This window comes from Psychromonas algicola (genome assembly GCF_004378355.1).
Classification (GTDB): Bacteria; Pseudomonadota; Gammaproteobacteria; order Enterobacterales; family Psychromonadaceae; genus Psychromonas.
Window position 1 is genome coordinate 110448 of the sequence record NZ_SNUB01000006.1, and the last position, 23488, is coordinate 133935.

Annotated in this window: 23 protein-coding genes; 5 read left to right on the forward strand and 18 right to left on the reverse strand. The window is 37.1% G+C overall.

The window, feature by feature from the left end; translation table 11 throughout:
• Positions 1–149: 149 nt before the first annotated feature.
• The gene (locus E2R67_RS04750) at positions 150–680 is read left to right on the forward strand and encodes a hypothetical protein (RefSeq protein ID WP_134289785.1); all 531 of its coding nucleotides are present in this window, start codon (positions 150–152) and stop codon (positions 678–680) included.
• An 83-nt stretch (positions 681–763) separates the two neighbouring features.
• Here E2R67_RS04750 and parE read toward each other — a convergent pair whose 3' ends face one another.
• The 4 genes from parE to nudF all read right to left on the reverse strand — a co-directional run bounded on the left by parE (position 764) and on the right by nudF (position 4938).
• On the reverse strand, positions 764–2653 hold the full coding sequence (gene parE, locus E2R67_RS04755) for a DNA topoisomerase IV subunit B (RefSeq protein ID WP_134289786.1): 1890 nt from the start codon (positions 2651–2653) through the stop codon (positions 764–766).
• Between the two features lie 82 nt (positions 2654–2735).
• A complete protein-coding gene (locus E2R67_RS04760) occupies positions 2736–3323 on the reverse strand; it encodes a YqiA/YcfP family alpha/beta fold hydrolase (RefSeq protein ID WP_134289787.1) in 588 nt (195 codons plus the stop codon).
• A gap of 13 nt (positions 3324–3336) precedes the next feature.
• Positions 3337–4173, reverse strand: coding sequence for a 3',5'-cyclic-AMP phosphodiesterase (gene cpdA / locus E2R67_RS04765; protein ID WP_134289788.1), 837 nt, complete (start codon positions 4171–4173; stop codon positions 3337–3339).
• A 168-nt stretch (positions 4174–4341) separates the two neighbouring features.
• Positions 4342–4938 (reverse strand): ADP-ribose diphosphatase, encoded by a 597-nt coding sequence (gene nudF, locus E2R67_RS04770; protein ID WP_134289789.1) that lies wholly within the window; start codon positions 4936–4938, stop codon positions 4342–4344.
• 303 nt (positions 4939–5241) lie between these two features.
• Between nudF and tolC the strand changes: the two genes are divergently transcribed.
• Positions 5242–6567 (forward strand): outer membrane channel protein TolC, encoded by a 1326-nt coding sequence (gene tolC / locus E2R67_RS04775; RefSeq protein WP_134289790.1) that lies wholly within the window; start codon positions 5242–5244, stop codon positions 6565–6567.
• Positions 6568–6643: 76 nt separating this feature from the next.
• Here tolC and hldE read toward each other — a convergent pair whose 3' ends face one another.
• The 7 genes from hldE to ffh all read right to left on the reverse strand — a co-directional run bounded on the left by hldE (position 6644) and on the right by ffh (position 12268).
• On the reverse strand, positions 6644–8071 hold the full coding sequence (gene hldE, locus E2R67_RS04780) for a bifunctional D-glycero-beta-D-manno-heptose-7-phosphate kinase/D-glycero-beta-D-manno-heptose 1-phosphate adenylyltransferase HldE (RefSeq protein ID WP_134289791.1): 1428 nt from the start codon (positions 8069–8071) through the stop codon (positions 6644–6646).
• Positions 8072–8186: 115 nt separating this feature from the next.
• Positions 8187–8558 (reverse strand): YbaN family protein, encoded by a 372-nt coding sequence (locus tag E2R67_RS04785; protein WP_134289792.1) that lies wholly within the window; start codon positions 8556–8558, stop codon positions 8187–8189.
• Positions 8559–8684: 126 nt separating this feature from the next.
• Positions 8685–9035, reverse strand: coding sequence for a 50S ribosomal protein L19 (gene rplS / locus E2R67_RS04790; RefSeq protein ID WP_113818297.1), 351 nt, complete (start codon positions 9033–9035; stop codon positions 8685–8687).
• 42 nt (positions 9036–9077) lie between these two features.
• Positions 9078–9824, reverse strand: a complete 747-nt coding sequence (gene trmD, locus E2R67_RS04795; protein WP_134289793.1) for a tRNA (guanosine(37)-N1)-methyltransferase TrmD — start codon at positions 9822–9824, stop codon at positions 9078–9080.
• 19 nt (positions 9825–9843) lie between these two features.
• Positions 9844–10371 carry a ribosome maturation factor RimM gene (rimM, locus tag E2R67_RS04800; protein WP_134289794.1) on the reverse strand — a complete coding sequence of 176 codons (528 nt, stop codon included), beginning with the start codon at positions 10369–10371 and terminating at the stop codon, positions 9844–9846.
• A 26-nt stretch (positions 10372–10397) separates the two neighbouring features.
• Positions 10398–10646 carry a 30S ribosomal protein S16 gene (gene rpsP, locus E2R67_RS04805; protein ID WP_028869134.1) on the reverse strand — a complete coding sequence of 83 codons (249 nt, stop codon included), beginning with the start codon at positions 10644–10646 and terminating at the stop codon, positions 10398–10400.
• Positions 10647–10852: 206 nt separating this feature from the next.
• On the reverse strand, positions 10853–12268 hold the full coding sequence (gene ffh, locus E2R67_RS04810) for a signal recognition particle protein (protein WP_134289795.1): 1416 nt from the start codon (positions 12266–12268) through the stop codon (positions 10853–10855).
• 148 nt (positions 12269–12416) lie between these two features.
• On the opposite strand from ffh, the gene E2R67_RS04815 reads away from it, so the two are divergent.
• Positions 12417–13211 carry a cytochrome C assembly family protein gene (locus E2R67_RS04815; protein WP_134289796.1) on the forward strand — a complete coding sequence of 265 codons (795 nt, stop codon included), beginning with the start codon at positions 12417–12419 and terminating at the stop codon, positions 13209–13211.
• A 38-nt stretch (positions 13212–13249) separates the two neighbouring features.
• On the opposite strand, the gene E2R67_RS04820 is transcribed toward E2R67_RS04815, so the two are convergent.
• Positions 13250–13987 carry an endonuclease gene (locus E2R67_RS04820; protein ID WP_134289818.1) on the reverse strand — a complete coding sequence of 246 codons (738 nt, stop codon included), beginning with the start codon at positions 13985–13987 and terminating at the stop codon, positions 13250–13252.
• A 306-nt stretch (positions 13988–14293) separates the two neighbouring features.
• Here E2R67_RS04820 and E2R67_RS04825 point away from each other — a divergent pair, with 306 nt between their 5' ends.
• The gene (locus tag E2R67_RS04825; protein WP_134289797.1) at positions 14294–15571 is read left to right on the forward strand and encodes an HlyC/CorC family transporter; all 1278 of its coding nucleotides are present in this window, start codon (positions 14294–14296) and stop codon (positions 15569–15571) included.
• 257 nt (positions 15572–15828) lie between these two features.
• On the forward strand, positions 15829–17361 hold the full coding sequence (gene focA / locus E2R67_RS04830; RefSeq protein ID WP_134289798.1) for a formate transporter FocA: 1533 nt from the start codon (positions 15829–15831) through the stop codon (positions 17359–17361).
• Between the two features lie 32 nt (positions 17362–17393).
• On the opposite strand, the gene E2R67_RS04835 is transcribed toward focA, so the two are convergent.
• The 6 genes from E2R67_RS04835 to E2R67_RS04860 form a co-directional block, all read right to left on the reverse strand.
• Positions 17394–18317 (reverse strand): LysR substrate-binding domain-containing protein, encoded by a 924-nt coding sequence (locus E2R67_RS04835; protein WP_134289799.1) that lies wholly within the window; start codon positions 18315–18317, stop codon positions 17394–17396.
• 152 nt (positions 18318–18469) lie between these two features.
• Positions 18470–18979: an S-ribosylhomocysteine lyase gene (gene luxS / locus E2R67_RS04840; protein WP_134289800.1), complete on the reverse strand. Its 510-nt coding sequence runs from the start codon at positions 18977–18979 to the stop codon at positions 18470–18472.
• An 84-nt stretch (positions 18980–19063) separates the two neighbouring features.
• Positions 19064–19678: a transglycosylase SLT domain-containing protein gene (locus E2R67_RS04845; protein WP_134289801.1), complete on the reverse strand. Its 615-nt coding sequence runs from the start codon at positions 19676–19678 to the stop codon at positions 19064–19066.
• 122 nt (positions 19679–19800) lie between these two features.
• Complete coding sequence (gene gshA, locus E2R67_RS04850) at positions 19801–21381, reverse strand: glutamate--cysteine ligase (protein WP_134289802.1); 1581 nt, start codon at positions 21379–21381, stop codon at positions 19801–19803.
• Between the two features lie 143 nt (positions 21382–21524).
• Positions 21525–21932 carry a YqaA family protein gene (locus E2R67_RS04855; RefSeq protein ID WP_134289803.1) on the reverse strand — a complete coding sequence of 136 codons (408 nt, stop codon included), beginning with the start codon at positions 21930–21932 and terminating at the stop codon, positions 21525–21527.
• A gap of 160 nt (positions 21933–22092) precedes the next feature.
• The gene (locus E2R67_RS04860; RefSeq protein WP_208379461.1) at positions 22093–23481 is read right to left on the reverse strand and encodes a sodium ion-translocating decarboxylase subunit beta; all 1389 of its coding nucleotides are present in this window, start codon (positions 23479–23481) and stop codon (positions 22093–22095) included.
• Between the last annotated feature and the right edge of the window lie 7 nt (positions 23482–23488).

A 23488-nucleotide genomic window follows, 5' to 3' on the forward strand; every position in this document is an offset into this window, starting at 1 on the left:
AATACTCTATACTTAGATTACAAATGAGATTGTTAAGGAGGTTAACAAAACAAGACATATTCTGCCATTAAAAAGTTAATTGATCTAAAGACTTACTTATTACGTATATTAGCTATAATTAATTGAATTATGACAAAGAGACTTGGCCAATGAAATTATTCACATCATTATTGCTGACGCTATTACTTAGCGCATGTAGTACAACTTACCAAAATCAAAACATCTACGGTAAAACACTCCCTTCAATGCAAGGAGAAAGCCTTGCTCAAGAGTTAGTTCAAATACCTTCTGACTTCAATTTACCGATAACATTATTGCTCGTTGGCTATAAACAAAATGCTCAATTTGATATTGACCGTTGGTTAATTGCTTTGGATATGACAGAAACTGAAGTATCAGCCTATGAAATACCTGCTATTCAAGGGATGTTTCCACGTATGTTCGAAACACAAATTAATAATGGTATGCGTAAAGGTATTCCAAAAGAGCTATGGAAAGGTGTAGTTACTTTGTATGAAGATGGTGAAACCATGCAAGCATTTACTGGTAATGAAAACGGTAATAACGCGCGTGTGATATTAATTAATAATGAAGGGAAAGTGTTACATTTCTACGATAGAGGCTTCTCAGTAAATGCATTGAATGAACTAAGAGCAGCAATCTTTCAAGCACCAAACTAAGATTGATTTAAAACCACTGATAATATAAATAATGATTGTCAGTGGTTTTATGATGCTGCGTAATGACCCTATAAGGAATAACTTTAGTCAATCGCCGCCATGTCACCGCTTGCTTCTAACCATGTTTTACGATCACCTGCACGCTTTTTAGCTAACAACATATCCATCATTTCAAGCATTGAGTCTGCATCATCGATAGTTAACTGCACTAAGCGACGTGTATTAGGATCCATGGTGGTTTCACGTAATTGTAGCGGATTCATTTCACCTAGCCCTTTAAATCGCTGTACATTCACTTTGCCGCGTTTTTTCTCTGCTGCAATACGAGCCAAAATCCCATCTTTTTCAGCTTCATCCAATGCGTAATAAACTTCTTTACCAATATCAATACGATACAATGGAGGCATAGCAACATAAAAGTTACCCGCATCAACTACGGCTCTAAAATGTTTAACAAATAGAGCACAAATGAGTGTCGCAATGTGTAAACCATCAGAGTCGGCATCGGCTAAAATACAAATTTTTCCATAGCGTAACCCAGATAAATCTGTTGACGCAGGATCGATACCAATAGCAATTGAAATATTATGAATTTCCTCTGAGCTTAAAATAACGTCAGATTCATCTTCCCACGTATTTTTTATTTTACCACGCAATGGCATAATCGCTTGAAATTCGCGGTCTCGCGCTTGTTTTGCACTACCACCTGCCGAGTCACCTTCCACTAAGAATAATTCGCCACGCTCAGGATCTTGTGTTGAACAATCAGTTAACTTTCCAGGTAATGCAGGCCCTTGAGTTATTTTCTTACGTGCGACTTTCTTGCTTTTACGTGTACGCGTTTGTGCATTATTAATACAGAACTCAGCTAAAGCTTCTGCTTCATTTACATTCGCATTTAGCCATAAACTAAAAGCATCCTTAGCAACACCCGAAACAAAAACAGCACATTGACGAGATGAAAGACGCTCTTTCGTTTGACCTGCAAATTGAGGCTCTTTGATTTTAACTGAAAGGATATAGCTACATTTATCCCAAATATCTTCAGGACTTAATTTAAGACCACGAGGTAATAGGTTTCGAATATCACAAAATTCACGAATAGCTTCTAATAGCCCCTGACGGAATCCATTTACATGTGTACCGCCCTGCGCTGTCGGGATAAGGTTAACATAGCTCTCTGCAATTGAATCGCCACCTTCAGGCAACCAGACCACAGCCCAATCTGCCATTTCTCCATTAGCCGAAAATTTTCCAACAAAAGGTACTGATGGTAATAATTCATTTTCTGAAACGGTTTCTAGGAGGTAATCATTTAAACCATCTTCATAACACCATTCATAGTTATTCTGGTTTACTTTATCTTTAAATTTAATGCTCAAGCCTGGGCATAAAACGGCTTTCGCTTTTAATAGATGCAATAAGCGAGAAACTGAAAATTTGAAACTATCAAAATATTTTGGGTCAGGTTTAAAATGGACGCTTGTACCAGTATTACGTTTGCCACAAGTACCAATCTCACTTAACTCTTCTTTCTTTTCACCATTCTCAAATGCAATATGGAATATTTTACCACCGCGACGAATTTGAACATCTACACGTGTTGATAATGCATTAACCACAGAAATACCAACACCGTGCAAACCACCTGATATTTCATAATTTTTACCAGAAAATTTACCACCCGCGTGTAATTTACAAAAAATGAGCTCAACCCCTGAAATTTTTTCTTCTGGGTGAATATCAATAGGCATACCACGACCATCATCAATAACTTCTAATGATTGATCTTCATGTAAAATAACTTGAATTGAGCTTGCATGACCACCTAAAGCTTCATCAACGGAGTTATCAATAACCTCTTGCCCTAAATGATTAGGACGACTGGTTTCGGTATACATCCCCGGTCGATGGCGAACGGGATCAAGTCCGTTCAATACTTCAATGGAGTCTGAATTATATTGTTCGCTCATGCATGCACCTATGTTTTGCTCTATGGATAATAATTACTTCAGTGTATAAGTTAACACATAAGAATCAGTTGATTATACGAATTTAAAAAAGAAAATGAATTATCTCAGTAAGATAGCGATCAAAGCCTATAAAGCTATGATCTCCTCCTTTTTCACAAGTTATTTTACACGCTTTATACTTTTGCAATGCATCTCTGTAATCTAACACTTCATCTTCTTGCTGTAATAGTACCCATATTTTGTCAGGATACTTTAACTTTTCAATATATAAATTTTCTATTTGCTTAATATAATCTTGATTTATTTCGTACTGTTGCTGTAAATAAGGATGAAGCTGTGGTCCTTGATACTTTTCAAAGAGTAAATTAGGAGTCACCGCCGGGTTAATCAATAACGCTTTTACCGCATATTTTTGTACAACTTTAGTCGCTAAAAATCCGCCTAAAGAACTCCCCATTATTGCGATTTCATATTCTTTATATTGTTCAAAAAAAGTCTCAATGACTTGCCACATTTGTTCGGGCAGCGCGGGAAGTTGTGGGCAATAAAATTGTATATCAGGATGATTAGATAAAAGGTGATCACGCATTTGTTGCGCTTTAAGTGATGCAGGAGAACTATGAAAACCGTGTAATGAAAGTAATATTTTAGGGCGGTTAGCGTTAGCCATTTTGTCTCTTTTATTAATATCCGGTTGCATTCTCATCTGTAATAAATTCACCTGCGTCAATACGCTCTACTTGAGTTTCTATTTCCCCTGATTGTTTTAACACTAGGTAACGATAACCAGGTTCTTTATTATCAACGGCAAAATCATTATTTCTAGGTTTAAACTGAACACAAGTTGAAGGACTTGTTAAATAACGTACCCCCTGCTTGGTTACATCAAAAGCTTGATGAACATGCCCAGATAAAACCGCTTTAACATTTTTAAATTGACTAATTAACGCTATAAATTGTGCATTATTTTTTAAAATATGTTGGTCCAACCAAGCTGCGCCAACAGGCAAAATATGATGATGCACTGCAACTAACGTGTATTTATCTGGAAACTCCTGTAGTTTTTCTTCCAAAAACACTAGTTGGTCATCACTAAGATGCCCATGTGGTACACCTTCTAGCTGTGAATCTAATAAGATCACTTGCCAATGATCACTCACTATTTGTTTCGTCTGCGCTAAACCTTCGCTTAAAAGTGAAGGCAACATTACTGATTGCATATCATGATTACCTGGCAACCAATAACAAGGCATATTTAAACTTTTAATACGCTCACTAAAATGCAGGTAGGATTGCGCAGAGTGATCTTGCGATAAATCACCCGTAGATAAAATCGCAGCACATTTACCAGAATATTTTTCGGCATGCTTAACAACTGCATCATAACTAGCTACAGTTTTAATGCCTAATAGATTTTTTTCACGGTCAGCAAAAAGATGAGTATCAGTGATTTGTAATAATTTTAAATCACCCTTAACATCTGCCGCTATTGACGCTTTTGTATGAACTACATCATTCATTTCTTATATGCTTCGCTCTTATATGTGAAAACACTACTCTCTTAAGGTAGTTTTCATTATTTAAGCGGATCATTTTATCATTCTCAAAAAAATGGCAATGATAAAATAACTAAAAATGTCGGGGGTGCCTCATTTCAATCAAAGGAAATGTCGAATTAACCAACAATTTTAAATATTCAGACCATTTTTACGGTTCAATTCTAACCACTGCAAACCAATAATTGTTGCTGCATTATTAATTTTTCCCGTTTTAACCCATTCATAAGCTTCAACACGAGAAACAACATGCACACGAATGTCTTCACTTTCTTCATCGAGACCAAAAACACCTTCAACATCAGTACTATCTACGTTTGCCACAAAGAGATCTAATGTTTCCGTAGTACCTCCAGGACTAACAAGATAACTCATCATAAACTGGCACTTTTCTATTACCAAACCAGCTTCTTCAAAGGCTTCCCGTTTAACGACTTCTTGTGCATCTTCGCCTTCTTCAATTATTCCAGCGATTAATTCAAACAACCAAGGTGAACCTTCACTTTGCATCGCACCAAATCGAAACTGCTCAACCAAAATAACCTTATCTTTAACTACGTCATAAGCCAATAAACCAGCAGCTTTGCCTCTTTCAAAAAATTCACGCTGAATAGGTGCGCTCCATTCTCCTGAAAATAGTTTGTGCTTTAACGTATATTTATTGCATTTAAAGAAACCTTGATACAGCGGTTCACAGCCAATAACTTCGACATCATTTTTATCATACATAATGAACTTCCTATTTTTTAGCTAACGATTGAAACTTTATTGAACTTAAGTTGTCTAAGATTGCTTAATGCCAAGGTTTATTGTTTGTTGCTCATTAATCAAGCTTATTGGCAGTAATAAACTTAAAACTTTCAATATATTAATGATCACTACCGCGTGTGAATGGTATTATCAAACCACTTATTATATTCATCAAATTAAATTAGTTATTTTTTATGATTAATATTTTTATAATACTCTTTTCACATTTTATGTTAGCCTCGCTAATATGACCAATGAATACTTTTATAGGATCGCTTAAACATGATTTTACAACGCCTTTATATTGCAACACTATTAGGGTTATCAGCAATTAGCATCAATGTTAATGCAGATACATTACAACAGGTTTATGAAACGGCTAAGTTCAAAGATCCAACAATCCTAAAGAGCAAGGCTCAATATGATGCATTTGCAGAAAAAATAAGTGAATCAAGAGCTTCATTATTACCTCAAATTGGATTTGGATTAGACTTGAATAGAAAAGATTCAGACCTCGATACCGATACTTCTACTTATACAAATTACGGTGCAGATCTTTCCCTAAGTCAATCGCTTTATAACGGTTCATATTGGCAACAGACTGATATTTCAGAGAAACAAGCGACTCAATATGCAGCTATTTACGGTTATGCACAACAAAACTTGTTGTTCCGTACCGCTTCTGCTTATTTTAATGTATTACGTGCCGATGAAACTGTTAAATCAGTTACCGCAAATAAGCGTGCTGTTGAACGTCAATTAGAACAAACTAAACAACGTTTTGACGTAGGCTTAATTGCAATTACAGATGTTCATGAAGCGCAAGCAGCGTACGATAGAACGGTTGTTGATTTAATTAACGCAGAAAACACACTAGCTAACAACTACTACTTGTTACGTGAATTAACAGGCGGGGATGTTAAACAAGTTGCTTATTTAGATACTAAAAAGTTTTCACCACAAAAATTAACTGGTGATGTAAAGTTCTGGCGTAACAATGCGTTAGAGCATAACTTAAATCTACATAGTATGCGTATTGCTAAAGAATTAGCAAAATCAAATATCGAATTAGCGCAATCGGGCCATGGTCCAACCCTCGATTTCACCGCAAATCTAGGTTATGACGATTTTGATTACGATAATTCAAGTTCAAGCTCATATGATGCAACAGCAGTAACTTTAGGCCTTGAATTAAATGTTCCTATTTATAGTGGTGGAGCAACAAGTTCTAAAGTAAAACAAGCACAATATAATTATGTGATGGCTAGCCAAGATTTAGAACAAAGCTTCCGTAGTATTGATGCGCAAGTCAATAACGGCTATAACAATGTACAAGCGTCTATAAGCTCAATTAATGCTTACAAACAAGCAGTGGTTTCTTCTCGTAGTGCACTTGATGCCGCTGAAGCAAGTTTTGAAGTGGGTACACGTACCGTCGTTGATGTATTAGATGCAACACGTAATTTATATGATTCTGAAAACGAATTAGCAAATGCAAGATATGATTATATTATCAATATACTTCAACTTAAACTTTCAGCGGGCACTTTGTCTGAGCAGGATATCGCAGATATTTCATCTGGACTGATTGAAGTTTCTAAAAAATAATTTAAAACTATTTTTGTATAAATACGAAAAAGGGAAGCAGATGCTTCCCTTTTTTTATCGCAATATCGAGACAAAATCATTTATTGTTTTGAATTGTTTTAATAATCTCAGTAGTAGAACAACCATCTTTGAATTGTAATACTCTTACTTCACCACCATTCTCAATGACTTCTTTTCCACCAGCAATTTCTTCCACTTTATAATCTCCACCTTTAACTAACAAATCAGGTAAGATTTCAGAAATTAATCGTTGAGGCGTTTCTTCCGAGAACTCAATAACCCAATCAACGGCAGCTAAACCAGACAATACAGCCATACGGCGGTCAATTGGATTAACAGGTCTTCCTTCACCTTTTAAATCCCGTGTAGATTGATCACTATTTACTGCAACAATTAATCTATCGCCCTGCTCACGTGCTGTATTCAGATATGAAACGTGCCCTGCATGAAGAATATCAAAGCAACCATTGGTCATCACCACTTTTTCGCCGCGATGTTGTGCCAATTTTACAGCGAGCTTCAACTGTGCTTCGGTTTGCACACCAAAACCAATTTCTTGTTGGCTATAAACCGCATTTGAAAGTTCAACGGTATTTACAGTAGAAGTACCAATCTTCCCAACAACCACCCCTGCGCCAACGTTAGCTAGTGCACAAGCATCTTCGAAACTGCTTCCAGCAGCAATAGAAGAGGCAAGAATAGCTATTACTGTGTCGCCAGCGCCTGTCACATCAAACACTTCTTGTGCCTGCGTTGGTAAGTGGAAAGGTTCAGCGTTTTCTCGAATTAACGTCATACCATTTTCGCTACGTGTCACCAGTAATGCTTCTAGTTCTAAATCTTTTACAAGTTGAGCACCACGTTCAAATAATTCTTGATCACTTTTACAATGACCAACAACGGCTTCAAATTCTGATAAGTTAGGCGTTAATAAAGTCGCACCGCGATATTTTTCAAATTCAGTGCCTTTTGGATCAACAAGCACTTTTGCACCATGCTTTTTGGCGAGCTGAATCATTGTTTGCACATCAGCTAAGGAGCCTTTGTTGTAATCCGATAAAATAACAACGTTCGCTTTTTTTAAAGCAGTTTTCATATTAGCCAATAAACCATCACTATCAACATCGAAAAACGATTCTTCAAAATCCAAACGAATTAGTTGCTGATGACGGCTTAAAACACGCAATTTAGTAATAGTAGGCGCATTAGGCACTGTGACAAAATTAGTATCAACATTCACTGAATGTAGACTGTCAGTAATGGCTTGGGCAGCTTCATCATTGCCCACTAAACCAACAAGACTTGAATTAGCACCTAGTGCTGCAATATTTAAAGCAACGTTCGCAGCCCCACCAGGACGCTCTTCAATTTCTTTAACATTAACAACAGGTACAGGCGCTTCGGGAGAGATACGTGTTACAGGACCATGCCAATACCTATCTAACATGACATCGCCTACAACTAATACGTTTGCTTGCTCATACTCGGGTAAGGTTATTTTCATTTTATCTCTCTCTAAACAATTTAAGCGCTAAGATTATCACAGACATAATAAGATCACATTTTGAATGTGCTATATTTTTATATTTTTTTGAAAAGAATAGTCTATAGGTTGCCCATTAATATTCAGGCAGTTTTCTAATAAAAAACAATAAAATAAGCATTAAAGCAATCAACATGAGTTGTAAATATACAAGGCCAATTAGCAAAAGAATTGAAACTAAAAAGCTAATGATAATACTTATATAAATAATAGGTTTACGCTTTTTATCTATTTTTTTATCCATTTGCCAACACGTTAGATCCTGACCAATAACAGGCAGACTTAATAGCCAATGCTTGAAACGAGAAGAGCTCCGAGAAAAACCAAATAGCGCGAGTATAAAAAAGGGAGTTGCAGGTAATAAAGGAAGAATTATCCCTAAGGCTCCTAATATCATTGCCAAGCAAGCCATCACAAACAATGCCGATTTAATTAACCTTTGACGCATGAAATCACCCTTTAATCATTTCAATTACAATAAGCATAAAAAAAGGCCTGCATAAGCAGACCTTTTTAATATAGCAATTTTGCAACTTACTTTTTCTAACTGATTTGCATCAGTTAAAAAATTAAATTACTTACCTAGCTTCTCTTTAATACGAGCAGCTTTACCAGTAAGTTCACGTAAGTAGTAAAGTTTAGCTTGGCGAACCAGACCGCGACGTTTAACTTCAACGCTTCCTACAAGTGGGCTGTGAGTTTGGAATACACGCTCAACACCTTCACCGCTCGAGATTTTACGAACTGTGAATGCTGAATGTAAACCACGGTTACGCTTAGCAATAACAACACCTTCAAATGCTTGAAGACGCTCTTTTTCACCTTCTTTTACGCGAACACGTACAACAACTGTATCACCTTGAGAGAACTCAGGGATATCAGTACGAAGTTGTTCGTTTTCAATTGCTTCTATAATCTTGCTCATTTTAATACCTTTTTATGCCTAGTTAACTAATAACATCGCTGTCTAGTCGGAGTCACTTTCCAGAGCAGCAAGCAATTTTGCTTGCTCGTCAGTCAGAGCTAGGTTTTTTAATAAATCGGGTCTTCTTTGTTTCGTGCGCTGTAATGATTGAGTTAATCGCCATTGACGAATTTTCTCATGATCACCACTCAATAAAACACTTGGCACTTGCTTTCCATCTAACACCTCAGGTCTCGTATAGTGAGGACAATCAAGCAAACCATCCGAAAAGGAATCTTGCTCAGCTGATTGACTATGACCTAACACACCCGGTACAAAACGTACCACAGCATCCATTAGTATCATCGCCGGCAGCTCGCCACCACTTAACACATAATCACCTACAGACCATTCTTCGTCTATTAAGCTTTCGATTATACGTTCGTCTATCCCTTCATAACGTCCAGCGACTAATATCAAAGCTTGTGAGCTTGATAATGACTGTGCGCCATCATGGTCTAAACGTCGGCCTTGAGGAGAAAGGTAAATCACCTTTGCCTCGTGTCCTGCATCTCTTGCGCTCTGTTTTGCTGCGTTGATAGCATCCCGTAAAGGTTGCACCATCATCAACATCCCAGGCCCACCACCATAGGGACGATCATCGACCGTTCTATGTTTATCTAATGTAAAATCACGAGGATTCCAACATTGGATAGAGAGCAAGTTATTTTTAATCGCTCGACCTGTTACCCCATTTTCGCTAATGGCCCGAAACATGTCCGGGAAGAGGCTAATAACCCCTAACCACATAACTTTTCTCCTAGGGTAATTAGAAATCAGGTTCCCAATTAACTGTAATTAGTTTGCCTGCAATATCAACTTTCGATACTACTTGCTCTTCAATGAACGGTATTAACCGCTCTTTTTGTCCAAAAGCATCGTTCGAGTTAGCTTTTACAACAAGCACATCTTTTGAGCCTGTTTCCATCAAATCAGTAATTACACCAAGATGATAACCTTTGTCAGTATTAACCTGACACCCGATCAAATCGCGCCAATAGTAGTCTGCTTCCAATTCAGGAAGGTTAGATGGATCAACAAGAAGTTCTAAGCCGACTAAAGCTTGTACTTCTTCACGAACATCATAACCGTCTACTTTTGCAACATAACCTTTATTGTGACGTTTCCATTCAGTAATATTTACTGTTTGAAGTGCCCCATTAGATTTCATTAACAATGGTTTGTATTCAAAAATACTTTCCGGATCATCGGTGTAGGAGTGGACTTTTAACCAACCTTTGATGCCATATACCGCACCAAATTTGCCTATCTCTATTGGTTGTGCTTTATCGCTCACCGAATATCCCCTTCACCTAACTGCTATTAAGCAGCTACTGCATTATCTTTTACTAATTTAGCTACACGATCACTTAGCTGTGCGCCAAGACCAACCCAATGGTTGATGCGATCTGTATCTAAACGTAATTTTTCTGATTGACCTTGTGCAGTTGGGTTAAAGAAACCAACTTTTTCAAGGAAACGACCGTCACGTGGGCTACGGCTATCAGTTACTACCACTTGGTAGAATGGGCGTTTTTTAGCGCCACCACGAGCTAAACGAATAGTTACCATATCGTCCTCTATATATTATTAAACGTCGAAAGTCAGTGAATTCTGACCACCTGCTTCTGTAGAAAGCCGCAAAATTATACTCTTATTTAAAAAAAGAACAATCAAAATCACAATTTGCATTTTTTCATCATTACAGAAGCTAAAAAGCGCTAACGAACAGTATCCGTTAGCGCTTTCAGAAAGCATTCTAAGTGACAGAAACTTAATTATTTTTTGCGGAAACCACCTAGACCAGGAGGCATAGCACCTCCCATTCCAGGCATTCCTCCGCCCATGCCGCCCATCATGCCTTGCATTCCACCCATCATTTTACGCATGCCGCCTTTACCAGACATTTTTTTCATCATTTTCTGCATTTGCGTAAATTGCTTAAGCAATTTATTCACATCTTGAATCTGAGTACCTGAACCTGCTGCAATACGGCGCTTACGCCCACCTTTAATTATTTCGGGTTTTGCACGCTCTTTTTTGGTCATCGAGTTAATAATTGCTTCCATTTGATTAGTTGCTTTATCATTCACTTGATCTTTCATTGCATCAGGAATGTTAGACATACCAGGTAATTTATCCATCATCCCCATCATGCCGCCCATACTTTTCATTTGTACTAGCTGATCGCGGAAATCTTCAAGATCGAAACCTTTACCTTTTTGTACTTTTTTAGCTAATTTAGCCGCTTTATCTTTATCAACTTTATTTTCAAGTTCTTCAATTAATGAAAGAACATCACCCATACCTAAAATACGAGAAGCTAAACGGTCAGGATAAAAAGGCTCTAGTGCATCAATTTTTTCACCCATACCGATAAACTTAATTGGTTTACCGGTGATATGACGAATAGAAAGAGCAGCACCACCACGCGCATCACCATCTGCTTTGGTTAAGATAACACCGGTTAATGGCAAGGTTTCGTTAAATGCTTGCGCCGTATTAGCAGCATCTTGACCGGTCATGGCATCAACCACAAACAGCGTTTCTACTGGATTAATCGCGCTGTGGAGGTCTTTAATTTCCTCCATCATTTCGCCATCAACGTGTAAACGACCCGCTGTATCGACAATCACTACATCAATAAATTTCTTTTTAGCATGTGCAATCGCAGCATTAGCAATATCAACTGGTTTTTGACTAATATCACTTGGAAAGAATTCAACATCAACTTCACCGGCTAACGTTTCTAGCTGTTTGATCGCGGCAGGACGGTAGACATCCGCACTCACAACCAAGACTGATTTTTTCTCTTTATTTTTTAATAGTAAGGCAAGCTTAGCAACAGAGGTGGTTTTACCCGCACCTTGTAAACCCGCCATTAATAAAACAGCTGGCGGTTGCGTTGCTAAATTTAAATTTTCATTTACTTCACCCATTGCCAATTCAAGTTCATTTTGCACTACTTTAATGAAGGCTTGACCTGGGTTTAAACTTTTTGCAACTTCACGCCCGATTGCACGCTTCTTGATCGCTTTAATAAAGTCGCGAACAACGGGTAGCGCTACATCAGCTTCTAATAGCGCCATACGCACTTCGCGTAATGTGCCTTTAATGTTGTCTTCTGTTAATCGACCTTTACCACTGATATTCTTCAGTGACTTCGACAATCTGTCCGTTAAATTCTCAAACATGCTTAAGTCTCATAGCGTTAATTAATTAGGATTTTGTGCATTATACGCATTTATGCTTTTTCAAAATAGTATTAACTTCTCATCCGTCCAATAAAGCTTATAATGTTTATCATTAAAAAGCCTTTTATGAACGTGGATACTAATTTTTATGGATTATTTAGCCGTTATTAGCGTTATATTTTATTTATTGAGTGGATTGCTTGCGAGTCGTCAACTATTTTCAACACAAAAAAAATTAAACTATCAAATCATAGTGATATCAATCATAGCATTATTAACGCATGCAACTTGGTTATACCAACATATATTCTTAGTTGAAGGACAAGACCTTCCTATTCTCAATGTGGTGACCTTAGTTAGCTTTTTGATTGCCCTACTTTCTTTAATTATAAGTAAAAAGCTTAATACAGGCATTTTATTACCTATTGTTTATGGCTTTAATATACTCAATTTTATTGCAGTGGTTTATTTACCAAGCCATTACATTACCAATCTAGAAAATAACCCTGCAGTGGGCTCACATATTATATTTGCTTTACTCGCCTATGCGATCATGTCTATTGCAAGCTTATTTGCTTTACTACTCGCCTATGTGAATTATCGTTTGAAACAGCATAAGTCATTAGTTAATGCGCTTAATATTCCGCCACTCATGACGCTAGAAAAAAGTCTTTTTCAATTCATATTGATAGGCTTTGTGCTATTAACTTGCACCTTAGTAACTGGTTTTGTCTTTTTAGAAGATATGTTTGCAGCAGAGAATGCACATAAAGCCGTGTTATCAATTGTCGCTTGGATAATATACGCCACTTTATTATGGGGACACTATAAGCAAGGTTGGCGTGGCCGTTTAGTGATTTACATTACCATTATTGGCTCGTCATTTTTAACGCTTGCGTATTTTGGTAGCCGCTTTGTTAGAGAAATAATATTACTTAGATAATCATAAGCTAAATATTCCTCTAATTATAAAAGCCGTAGCTAAAACCCTGCGGCTTGGCAGCTTTCTTGTACGACTTTATTCTCGTTGCCCTGTATTGCTTTAATTCGCTCAGTCCGCTCACACTCCCACGGCTCTACAGGATGGCTGTTATGCCACGCATTCATAAGTTGTCGCTGCTGCCGGCTCATACTGTAATTTGCATAAGTACTATCCATATATAAATAAGCTCGTGCAATCATTCCTCGACTAGGCTCAGGTGGCTCAGCTTTTTTATTGGCAATTTTAAACTCACAACTTCCAAAACTATTTTCCATATTTCCGAGCATAACAAAATTATAATTACTACGACCTGCATTAACAGAGCCAATAGCAGGATAAATGTTGTACATATCAGCCTGCATATATCTGTATTCTAGGTTTATTTTTTCAGCGCAACGACGCCCTTTATAAGCCTTGCCTTTGCTATTTACACATTGCTCATGGCCTGCACGCCATTCATTAAAATTTCGCCCAAAGTTTTCCGCTGGCACCACATGCTCCCACTCTACACGCGTTGATCTTTTCTTATGCTTAGGACTTTCAAAGCCAAGTGGTGGAGTAATATTCTTATTATCATCAAAGGCAGCTTTGCAATACAAAGTGAGGCGCTCTTGCTCAACAAGATAAATCTCTCTTTCAAGCTTCTTTTTAGCGCTTGAAAATGACTGCAAACTTGTATTTTCTGCAACGCAGAATAAAGACGTAATAAATAGCGATATAAAGAGTAAAGTTTTGATAAATAGAGCCAATTAGGAGAAAAAGATGGCAGGAGCATATCAATTGCAATAGCGAGTCATCAATAAAATATAAGAATAAGCCTAAAAAAACGCTTAATTGTATAAAAAACAATCGTTAACAAGGTGTTAATGGTGTTATATTTTGTGAGTTAACTAATGCTTGAATATAAAAACAGCTCACATAATCTAATCTAAATGCTGTATTTATAGTGTTTTTTATAAATCTACTTTGTTATATGTGACTTTCTTAGTTAAAATCGAGTCCATCATATTTAACTTTGCCATAAGCAATTATCGAGAGAAATTTTGTCCGACATCCCCACAAGTGCACTATTTATTAGTTTAGTTATTTTGATCTTTATCTCAGCTTATTTTTCTAGCTCAGAAACCAGCATGATGACTTTGAACCGTTATCGTTTGCGCCACCTAGCAAAAGATAAAAATAGAGCAGCAATACGCGTAGAAAAACTACTCAACAAGCCAGATAAACTCATTGGGTTAATATTAATTGGTAACAATCTAGTTAATATATTAGCTTCTGCTATCGCCACGATTATAGGACAGCGACTATTCGGTGACGCAGGTATTGCAATTGCAACTGGAGCACTTACTTTCGTGATTTTAGTATTCGCAGAGGTTACGCCTAAAACGCTTGCCGTGTTATACCCAGAAAAAATTGCTTTCCCAAGCTCATTTATATTAATACCACTACAAAAAATATTAAGCCCTTTTGTCTGGTTTATTAACGGTATTTCTAGTTGTTTATTAAGAATATTTGGTATCAGTGTTAATCAACAAAATGATGATGCACTATCCAGTGAAGAGTTACGCTCGGTAGTAAATGAAGCTGGTACTATGATCCCTGAGCATCATCAACAAATGTTGCTCAGTATTTTAGAATTAGAACAAGTAACCGTTGATGAAATAATGGTACCTCGTAACGAAATAGCAGCGATTGATATCAACCAAGATTGGGATACGATTTTAAAACAACTTAAACATCGCACTCACACAATGACCTTGTTATATCGAGATACTATTGATGAAGCGATTGGTTTTTTACATGCCCGTGATTCATTACTTATCCTATTAAAAGAAGAATTTACTAAAACAACCCTATTAAGAAGTGCACGTGAGCTTTACTTTATTCCTGAAGGTACGCCACTCAATACACAGCTAGTTAAGTTCCAACAAAACAAACAACGCATGGGCTTGGTAGTTGACGAATACGGTGATATTCAAGGACTAGTGACACTCGCTGATATCTTGGAAGAAATTGTTGGTGACTTCACTACCAGTAGAGAACCACATACCTCAGAAGAAATTCATAAGCAAAATGATGATAGTTATATCATAGAGGGCGGCATTGGTATTCGTGACTTAAATAAAGAAATGAATTGGACCTTACCGACGGATGGGCCACGTACTTTAAATGGCTTAATTCTAGAGCATCTTGAAACAATTCCAACATCAGTGGTTAGTACACGTATTTGTGGTTACCCAATGGAAATAATGGAAGTCGAAAATAACATGGTTAAATTAGTTAAAATCATTCCTAAACTGTATACAGAAGAAAGCGAATAGTTTTTCTTAATTAATCACTAAAGCACATTTACAGCAAACCTTCGGGTTTGCTTTTTTTTGCCTAAATTTTCTACTTCGCCCCACCAAGCATCAATCATATTGATAACCAGGATAAAAACTATCAAATATTCTTCTTGAATTAATAGTCGTATTGTTTTTAAGGCGCAACAACAGCGCATCATTAAAAACAAAAATAAAATTATTTTTTATTAACACACTTTTAGTTAAACAAACATCAGGAGGCTTGGTGACTGAATATGAACCATACCACTCAAAGTATAAATGAAAATACGATAAAACAAATGCCATCGGCGCATCCTCTAGCAGAGGTAAGCCAGTATGGATTACATAAAATAAACAAAAGCATACGCCATTCATTTGGATTATCTGTTTTTGCAGGGATCTTTATAGCCATTGCCTTTGTTTTCTACGTTACTGTCACCACTGGGTCAGATGGTTCTTCTTGGGGATTGACTCGATTAGCTGGCGGTATCGCCTTTAGTCTTGGCCTTATCTTAGTGGTTGTTTGTGGTGCTGAATTATTCACAAGTACAGTATTAAGCAGCGTCGCTTGGGCTCAAGGAAAGCTTAATACAAAACAATTATTAGGGTGTTGGACACGCGTTTACCTAGGTAACTTTGTCGGTGCTATGTTGATTTTGTTACTCGTAGTAGGTGGGAAGATGTACCTATTAGATGGCGGTGAATGGGGGATCAGCGTGCTTAAACTTGCACAACACAAAATTCACCATACTTGGTTAGAAGCTTTCTCTTTAGGCGTGTTATGTAATCTATTAGTTTGTTTAGGCATCTGGATGACATTCAGCAGTAAAGATATGTTAACTAAATCAATGCTTCTCATTTTACCAGTAGCAATGTTTGTTAGTAGTGGCTTTGAACATAGTATCGCTAACTTATTCATGGTGCCTTTGGGTATTGTTTTACAAAACACAGTTTCACCAGAATACCTATTATCACTAGGTTATAGCGCAAATACTTTCGCTGATTTAACCGTTAGCCACTTTGTAATGCATAACCTTATTCCTGTGACACTTGGCAACATTGTCGGTGGCGGAATAATGGTTGGTTTAGGTTATTGGTTAATCTATGACTCAGCCGCACAACCTTCAAACGACACAAATACAGCAACAAAATCAAATCAGCAATTAGACACTTATACGGCACCCGCTGCCACTATTTATTTACCATCACAAGGAGCTCCAACCATGATGAACTCACCACTAACTCAATTAACCGTTGCACAACTTATGGACACACAAGCCGTTACATTAACAGCGCAACAAAGTGCAACATCCGCTTTATTACAATTATCAACACATAAAGTACGTGGTGCCGTTGTGGTTGATGACAACAAAAAACTAGTTGGTTTTGTATCTGAGCAAGATTTACTACGTTCATGGTGGGCAAATGATTTTGAATTAGATACTGAATTAACAGTGAATAATGTGATGCAAACAGAAGTACTTAGTGTCACTCCAGAGCAAAGTATCGCTGAATTAATTGAATTTATGACGGTAGATAAAAGTGTACTTTACCCAGTGAGTGACTCAGGAGTATTACTATCAAGTCAGTACCTAGACTATAACCAACGTCTTAATAAAGCGGCAGCAAAACGCCCTTCTATTTATCCAGTAGTAGAAAATGGACACGTAGTGGCAACTATCAGTCGCCAACATATTACTGATTACTTATTACGTAAATTAACGCCTGAAGCAGCACAAGTTGATGTTACTGAGCAGCATGATCAGCACTCTAACCAAGCCGCTTAATTAAACACTACCAAAGTTAAATAACAATAAAGTTAATCATAAAAATGATTAACTTTATTTTTTTTAGCGTCTCGAATTAAACGTTTTGCTTCAGTCATTACGCATTCTTTTAAAGGATTTTCGCCTAATTCATTTAACCATACAAAAGATAAACTACGATGCATATTCAAATCGGGTGTATCTAATATAATTAACTCGCCACGGGCGACTTCTTGGTGAACATCCAACAAAGGCAAGCAGCCCAAGTAAACACCGTTTTTCACCAATTCTTTGATCACCGCGACGCTCTCATATTCTTTCCACACGTCCAGTTGTTCGATTAGCCCATGCACTGCGCTTTCAAAGATCCTTCTTGTACCAGAGCCATGCTCACGCAATATCCATCGAGCTTGCTCCAAGCGAGCTAGATTCACTTTTTGCGCATTAGCATAGGGGTGGTGTGGATTGGTGAATACAACCAAATGGTCATCGACAATCGCTTCTTGCATTACGCGGCTATCATCATTTCTAGCCTCAATAATACCCAACTCAAATTCATGGTTTAACAAACCTCGAATCACTTCTTCACTATTTTCAATGGTTAATTCAATACGTAATTCTGGAAAGTCACTATCGATATTACTGATTAGACGAGGCAAAAGGTGCTCAGCAGGCGTTTGACTTGCACATAGCGACAAAGACCCACTAATCAAATGTTGATCTTTTAAACCTTGCTCAATTTGTTGTGCATTTTGGATGAGTTTTCTAGCTTGTGGTCTTAACCAACGGCCCCAATGGCTTAAAGTTAATCGATTACCATGACGAATAAATAAAGGTCTATCTAATAAGTTCTCTAATTGAGCTAAAGACATGCTCACTGCAGATTGGGTCATGCATAACTCTTCGGCAGCGCGACTCACGCTCTCATTGCCAGCTATCGCATTAAAGACCTGTAATTGTTTAAGTGTGTATTTCATAAGGGCCACTAATGATTAAATTAATAGTGAATGTAAAGCATCAGTTATTCTGATACTTGATATAAAACAATCTTTATATGCCTTTACTGTATTAAAAACTAAAAAAGGCTGCAAAGCAGCCTTATTATGTACATAGCAATTAAATCTTTAAATTATAATTGCTGTAATTGTTCTTCAGATAATGAAATATCATCATTTTTATTGATACCAATACCTGCATCTATAATTGCTTGAGCAATTTGTTTTGCTTCATCTAAAGAATGCATCGCATAAGTACCACATTGGTATTCATTGAGTTCTGGTATTTGCTTTTGGTTTTCAACATTTAACACATCTTGCATTGATGCTAACCAAGCTTTACCCACTTGATCTTCTGTTGGTGCACCAATCAAACTCATGTAAAAGCCTGTACGACAGCCCATTGGAGAGATATCAATGATCTCAGTACCGTTACCATTTAAATGATTACGCATAAAACCAGCATATAAATGCTCTAATGTGTGGATCCCTTTTTCAGATAAAATATCTTTATTAGGCGCAGTGAAACGTAAATCAAATACAGTGATAGTATCTTTGCTTGGTGTTTGCATTGTTTTAGCAATACGTACCGCTGGTGCTTTCATAATAGTATGATCAACGGTAAAGCTGTCTAATAATGGCATTTTTCTTTCCTTTTACTAAATTGTAATTATTTATTTCTTACGACCGATTCAGTCATTGTAGCGTAATTATCCTAACAACAGCGATTATGTAAAAAACAATCTCCATAACCAGCTTGAATCTAGATTTTCTTGACAGGTTTTTAACTGTGCAGCATATCGTTTGGAGCGCTCACCAACTATACGTGATACCTTAATTAGCCAAGGTTTTTTGTTGTAACTTTTATTTTTATAACCACCCCAACCTTCGTGGTAGTTAAGGTATTGGCCATAAGCATCCCACTTAGACACACCATTTATTTTCTGGGTTTTGTAAGTAAACCAGCCCATAAAATCAATCGCATCTTCAAAATCATCACGGTCAGCCCACGAGTTTCCAGTTTCTCGTTGATAATCATCCCATGTCATGGTTTTAGCTTGTGCATAACCATAAGCATCACTGGCTCTACCAATAGGAATGATCCACCAATATTGCATGGGAGGAATCGCATCATGCTTGAAACTACTTTCTTGATACATCATCGCAATAGGCACATGGATAGGCGTTCCCCAACGATAATTCATATCTTTCGAGGCTTCATACCAATCCCTATGCTCAAAAAATATTTCGCAAATATTCTCTGGGTTTTTAGGTGGAGGTGTCGCACAAGCCATTAAAAGCAAGGGAAAAAGAATTGCAGTGGCTTTTTTAAAAACATTCATCAACTAATTTAAAACCTCTGAATAAATGATATAAGAACTTAAATTATCCCCGTTATCTATAACAGTGATTTTATCACCCAACGCCTGTATTCACGCATTGGGTGATCATACTTTAAAGTGAGTTAGGCTTTTTTAGCATTATTAAAGTAATCAACCAAGAAGTCTGCAAAATTTAACTCATCTGCATCTTCAATCATTTTTTGTTTCTCAATAGACTTTTGCTTTTGCTCAGCAAAATCGCTTTCAGACCAAATATAATAAGGTTGTTCTTGTAATTGTATTTTGTACTCTTTCGCTAAATTTAAACCCAGTGAACCGTTATCACCTTGAGAATTTTTAATACGATTTAAAATACGTGCCGAGCTAGTTTGTTCAGGATGATCAAAACGAGGGCTAATATGCATCATTGCATTTTGATAACGGCGATCGTTTTGCTTCTTATCGAGTAAAATAGCCATTTCAGCAAGTTGTGCATTTAACCATTCACCCCAACCAGCTACATCTTTAGTTTCCCCACTAATGCTTAGAGTTAACTCTGGATCTCGACCTCGTGTTACCACATCAGTAAAGTTATCTGAACATGCTTGATATTCTTCCATTGATAACTCAGGAGATTCAACACTTGCACACCAAGTTAAAAATAAGTCTAAGAAATTCACTTGCTCTTCAGTGATCCCTAATTTACAGAAAGGATTCACATCTAAAGAACGGATTTCGATATATTCGATACCACGAGCTTTTAAAGCTTGAGAAGGTGTTTCATTGTCTTTTTGAACACGCTTGGCACGGATAGAAGCATAAAGCTCATTTTCAATTTGCAAAACATTATCATTTAACTGAATCAGCTCACCGTTTTCTTCAATCCCCATTTTCGTAAATTCAGGCGCTTTTTGATGCAAAGCATTACGCACACTGCTTAAGTAGGAGTCGAGACTGTTATAACAAATATTCAAATGCGACTGAGCGCTACTTGTATAGCCTAAATCACTTAAACGTAGTGACGTTGCATAAGGTAAATAAATGGTCCCTTTACCTGTATTTTCAAAAGCAAAATTAGTTTCTCTCCCCTGTAAAAACGATTTACAAATCGCAGGCGAAGCTCCAAATAGATAAGGGATAACCCAACCATAACGAAGGTAATTACGAATCAAACCCATATAACCAGCAGACTGAGCAGCTTGCCCAGTTAATGAAGAGCCGTGTAACTCCCCCCAATTATCCCAAAAAGCAGCTGGGAGTGAAAAGTTATAATGCACTCCTGAAATAATTTGCATCATGCTACCGTAGCGGTTTTTTAACCCTTGGCGATAAGCTGTTTTCATTTTGCCAATATTGGATGTTCCATATTGCGCTAATTGCACCGCATCTTCAGTCGCTACATAACATGGCATACTCATCGGCCATAGGTATTGCTCGCTTGGCAAATTAACCACAGCATAGTGATGAATATCATTTAAATAATGAAAAAGTTCATCAACACTGGTTGCAACAGGTGTGATAAATTCTAATAAACTTTCGGCAAAATCAGTCGTGATAGAAGTATGCGTAAGCGCACTACCATAAGCACTTGGGTGCCCAGTTTGAGATAACTTACCATCGTCATTAACACGTAATGTTTCGCGTTCGATACCACGTCCAAATGCAATAAAAGATTCTGGATGTTCGCTGAGAAATTGAATGCGTTGTTGAAAGTTCTTAGCCAAAAGTAAGTCCCTGAGAGTGGTTTAAGTGCGCTAACTTTAACACCTTAATTCGCTGAACTAAATAAGCATTTAGGATAAATTGAAGTGCCTCAACAGTTAACGACAGGTTTTGCTATATTGATGATTGAATTTATTAGTAGCGATTAAAAGAAAAAGAACATCATGAGAAACAAGTAACGGTAGCTTTTTCCGATAATAATACTTATGAAAGATGGTGCTTTAGGCAGTCTTAACCAACCTGCAAATAAACAAATAACATCGCCAACAATAGGCAACCAACTAAAAATTAAAGCAACATACCCCCAATTTTTACAAAACGTCAGTGTTTTAGGATATTTAACAGATGCTTTTTCTTGACCATAATGAATATAATATCCGAGTAAATAAGTGACAATGCCGCCTAAACTATTCCCTATAGTAACAGCTAAAAAAAACATCCACTTAAGTGACAGATCTTGCGTTAAATAATAAACATAAAGGACTTCAGAGCCCCCTGGAAATAACGTTGCCGATATAAATCCACTACTAAACAATAACCAATAGTCAGTCATTTAATCACTTCGCCTTTTAACTTTCACTATTTCTAATGATTAAATTTTTATTTAAATCAGTGCGTTAGAAAATTGAAATTCTCATTAACAATAAAAAGGCCACTAAAAAGTGGCCTTAACATTTATAAATAACGTTCATTAGGTTTTAAGCAAAGCAGGTTTAACCAACTAGCGCCAGTAAGACACCAGCAGCAACCGCACTGCCTAATACACCTGCAACATTCGGCCCCATTGCATGCATTAACAAGAAGTTATGTGGATTTGCTTCTAAACCAACCTTGTTAGCAACACGCGCAGCCATAGGAACCGCAGATACACCTGCAGCACCAATCAGAGGATTAATAGGATGTTTAGAGAAACGCCCCATAATTTTCGCCATGATCACGCCAGAAGCCGTACCAATAGAGAAAGCAATTGCACCTAGCCCTAAAATACCTAAGGTTTCTAAATTTAAAAACTTATCCGCTGACAATTTAGAGCCAACGCCTAAACCTAAGAAAATAGTCACTATATTGATTAATTCATTTTGTGCCGTAGAGCTTAAACGATCGACCACACCCGATTCACGCATTAAGTTACCTAGACAAAACATGCCCACAAGAGGCGTTGCTGCAGGTAAGAATAAAATCGTCATGAATAACACAGCGAGTGGAAAAATGATTTTCTCTTTTTTACTCACAGGACGTAGCTGTTCCATCTTAATTTCACGTTCAGCTTGCGTGGTTAATGCACGCATAATTGGCGGCTGAATAATAGGCACCAATGCCATATATGAGTAAGCAGCAACCGCAATTGCACCTAATAAATCAGGAGCCAACTTAGAGGCTAAGAAAATCGCCGTTGGGCCATCAGCTCCACCAATAATCGCAATCGCAGAAGCATCCGCTAAGCTAAATTCAAAACCTGGTACAAAGTTAAGTAAAATTGCACCAAATAGAGTAGCAAAAATACCGAACTGAGCCGCAGCGCCTAAAAATAGAGTTTTAGGGTTAGCAATCAAAGCACCAAAATCAGTCAGCGCCCCGACTCCCATAAAGATAATCAACGGGAAGATCCCCGTTTCAATACCAATATGGTAAATGTAATAAAGCATGCCACCTTCATCGTTAAACCCAGCATTAGGAATGTTCGCTAAAATAGCACCAAATCCAATGGGTAATAATAATAAAGGCTCAAAGTTACGTGCAACTGCTAAATATAATAAAAGCGCACCTATTGCTATCATCACTAACTCTGGAAAATGAAAATTTGCAATTCCAGTATCTATCCATAATCTCATTAATCCATCTACGTTAGATACAATATTAAAAATGATTTCATTTATTTCAGAAACTAAATAAACAATTCCTAATTCATCTTTAAGGCCAGCATTAGGAATATTAGCGAAAAGTAAAACAAGAGCAATCGGTAATAACAAAATAGGTTCAAATTTACGAATGATTGCTAAATATAATAAATAAACACCTAACCCAATCATAATTAATTCAGGCCAATGAAGATTTACAATTACTGTATAAATAATACTATATATAGAGATAAACGTATCCACGTTAAAA

Coding starts and splice junctions, on each gene's coding strand:
- trmD (WP_134289793.1), bottom strand. CDS start 9,824: ATGTGGTTAGGGGTTATTAGCCTCTTCCCGGACATGTTTCGGGCCATT.
- cpdA (WP_134289788.1), bottom strand. CDS start 4,173: ATGAATGATGTAGTTCATACAAAAGCGTCAATAGCGGCAGATGTTAAG.
- hldE (WP_134289791.1), bottom strand. CDS start 8,071: ATGAAAATAACCTTACCCGAGTATGAGCAAGCAAACGTATTAGTTGTA.
- tolC (WP_134289790.1), top strand. CDS start 5,242: ATGATTTTACAACGCCTTTATATTGCAACACTATTAGGGTTATCAGCA.
- focA (WP_134289798.1), top strand. CDS start 15,829: ATGAACCATACCACTCAAAGTATAAATGAAAATACGATAAAACAAATG.
- E2R67_RS04845 (WP_134289801.1), bottom strand. CDS start 19,678: ATGAATGTTTTTAAAAAAGCCACTGCAATTCTTTTTCCCTTGCTTTTA.
- E2R67_RS04835 (WP_134289799.1), bottom strand. CDS start 18,317: ATGAAATACACACTTAAACAATTACAGGTCTTTAATGCGATAGCTGGC.
- ffh (WP_134289795.1), bottom strand. CDS start 12,268: ATGTTTGAGAATTTAACGGACAGATTGTCGAAGTCACTGAAGAATATC.
- rpsP (WP_028869134.1), bottom strand. CDS start 10,646: ATGGTAACTATTCGTTTAGCTCGTGGTGGCGCTAAAAAACGCCCATTC.
- luxS (WP_134289800.1), bottom strand. CDS start 18,979: ATGCCATTATTAGACAGCTTTACCGTTGATCATACTATTATGAAAGCA.
- E2R67_RS04815 (WP_134289796.1), top strand. CDS start 12,417: ATGGATTATTTAGCCGTTATTAGCGTTATATTTTATTTATTGAGTGGA.
- E2R67_RS04855 (WP_134289803.1), bottom strand. CDS start 21,932: ATGACTGACTATTGGTTATTGTTTAGTAGTGGATTTATATCGGCAACG.
- E2R67_RS04750 (WP_134289785.1), top strand. CDS start 150: ATGAAATTATTCACATCATTATTGCTGACGCTATTACTTAGCGCATGT.
- E2R67_RS04760 (WP_134289787.1), bottom strand. CDS start 3,323: ATGGCTAACGCTAACCGCCCTAAAATATTACTTTCATTACACGGTTTT.
- rplS (WP_113818297.1), bottom strand. CDS start 9,035: ATGAGCAAGATTATAGAAGCAATTGAAAACGAACAACTTCGTACTGAT.
- E2R67_RS04785 (WP_134289792.1), bottom strand. CDS start 8,558: ATGCGTCAAAGGTTAATTAAATCGGCATTGTTTGTGATGGCTTGCTTG.
- nudF (WP_134289789.1), bottom strand. CDS start 4,938: ATGTATGATAAAAATGATGTCGAAGTTATTGGCTGTGAACCGCTGTAT.
- parE (WP_134289786.1), bottom strand. CDS start 2,653: ATGAGCGAACAATATAATTCAGACTCCATTGAAGTATTGAACGGACTT.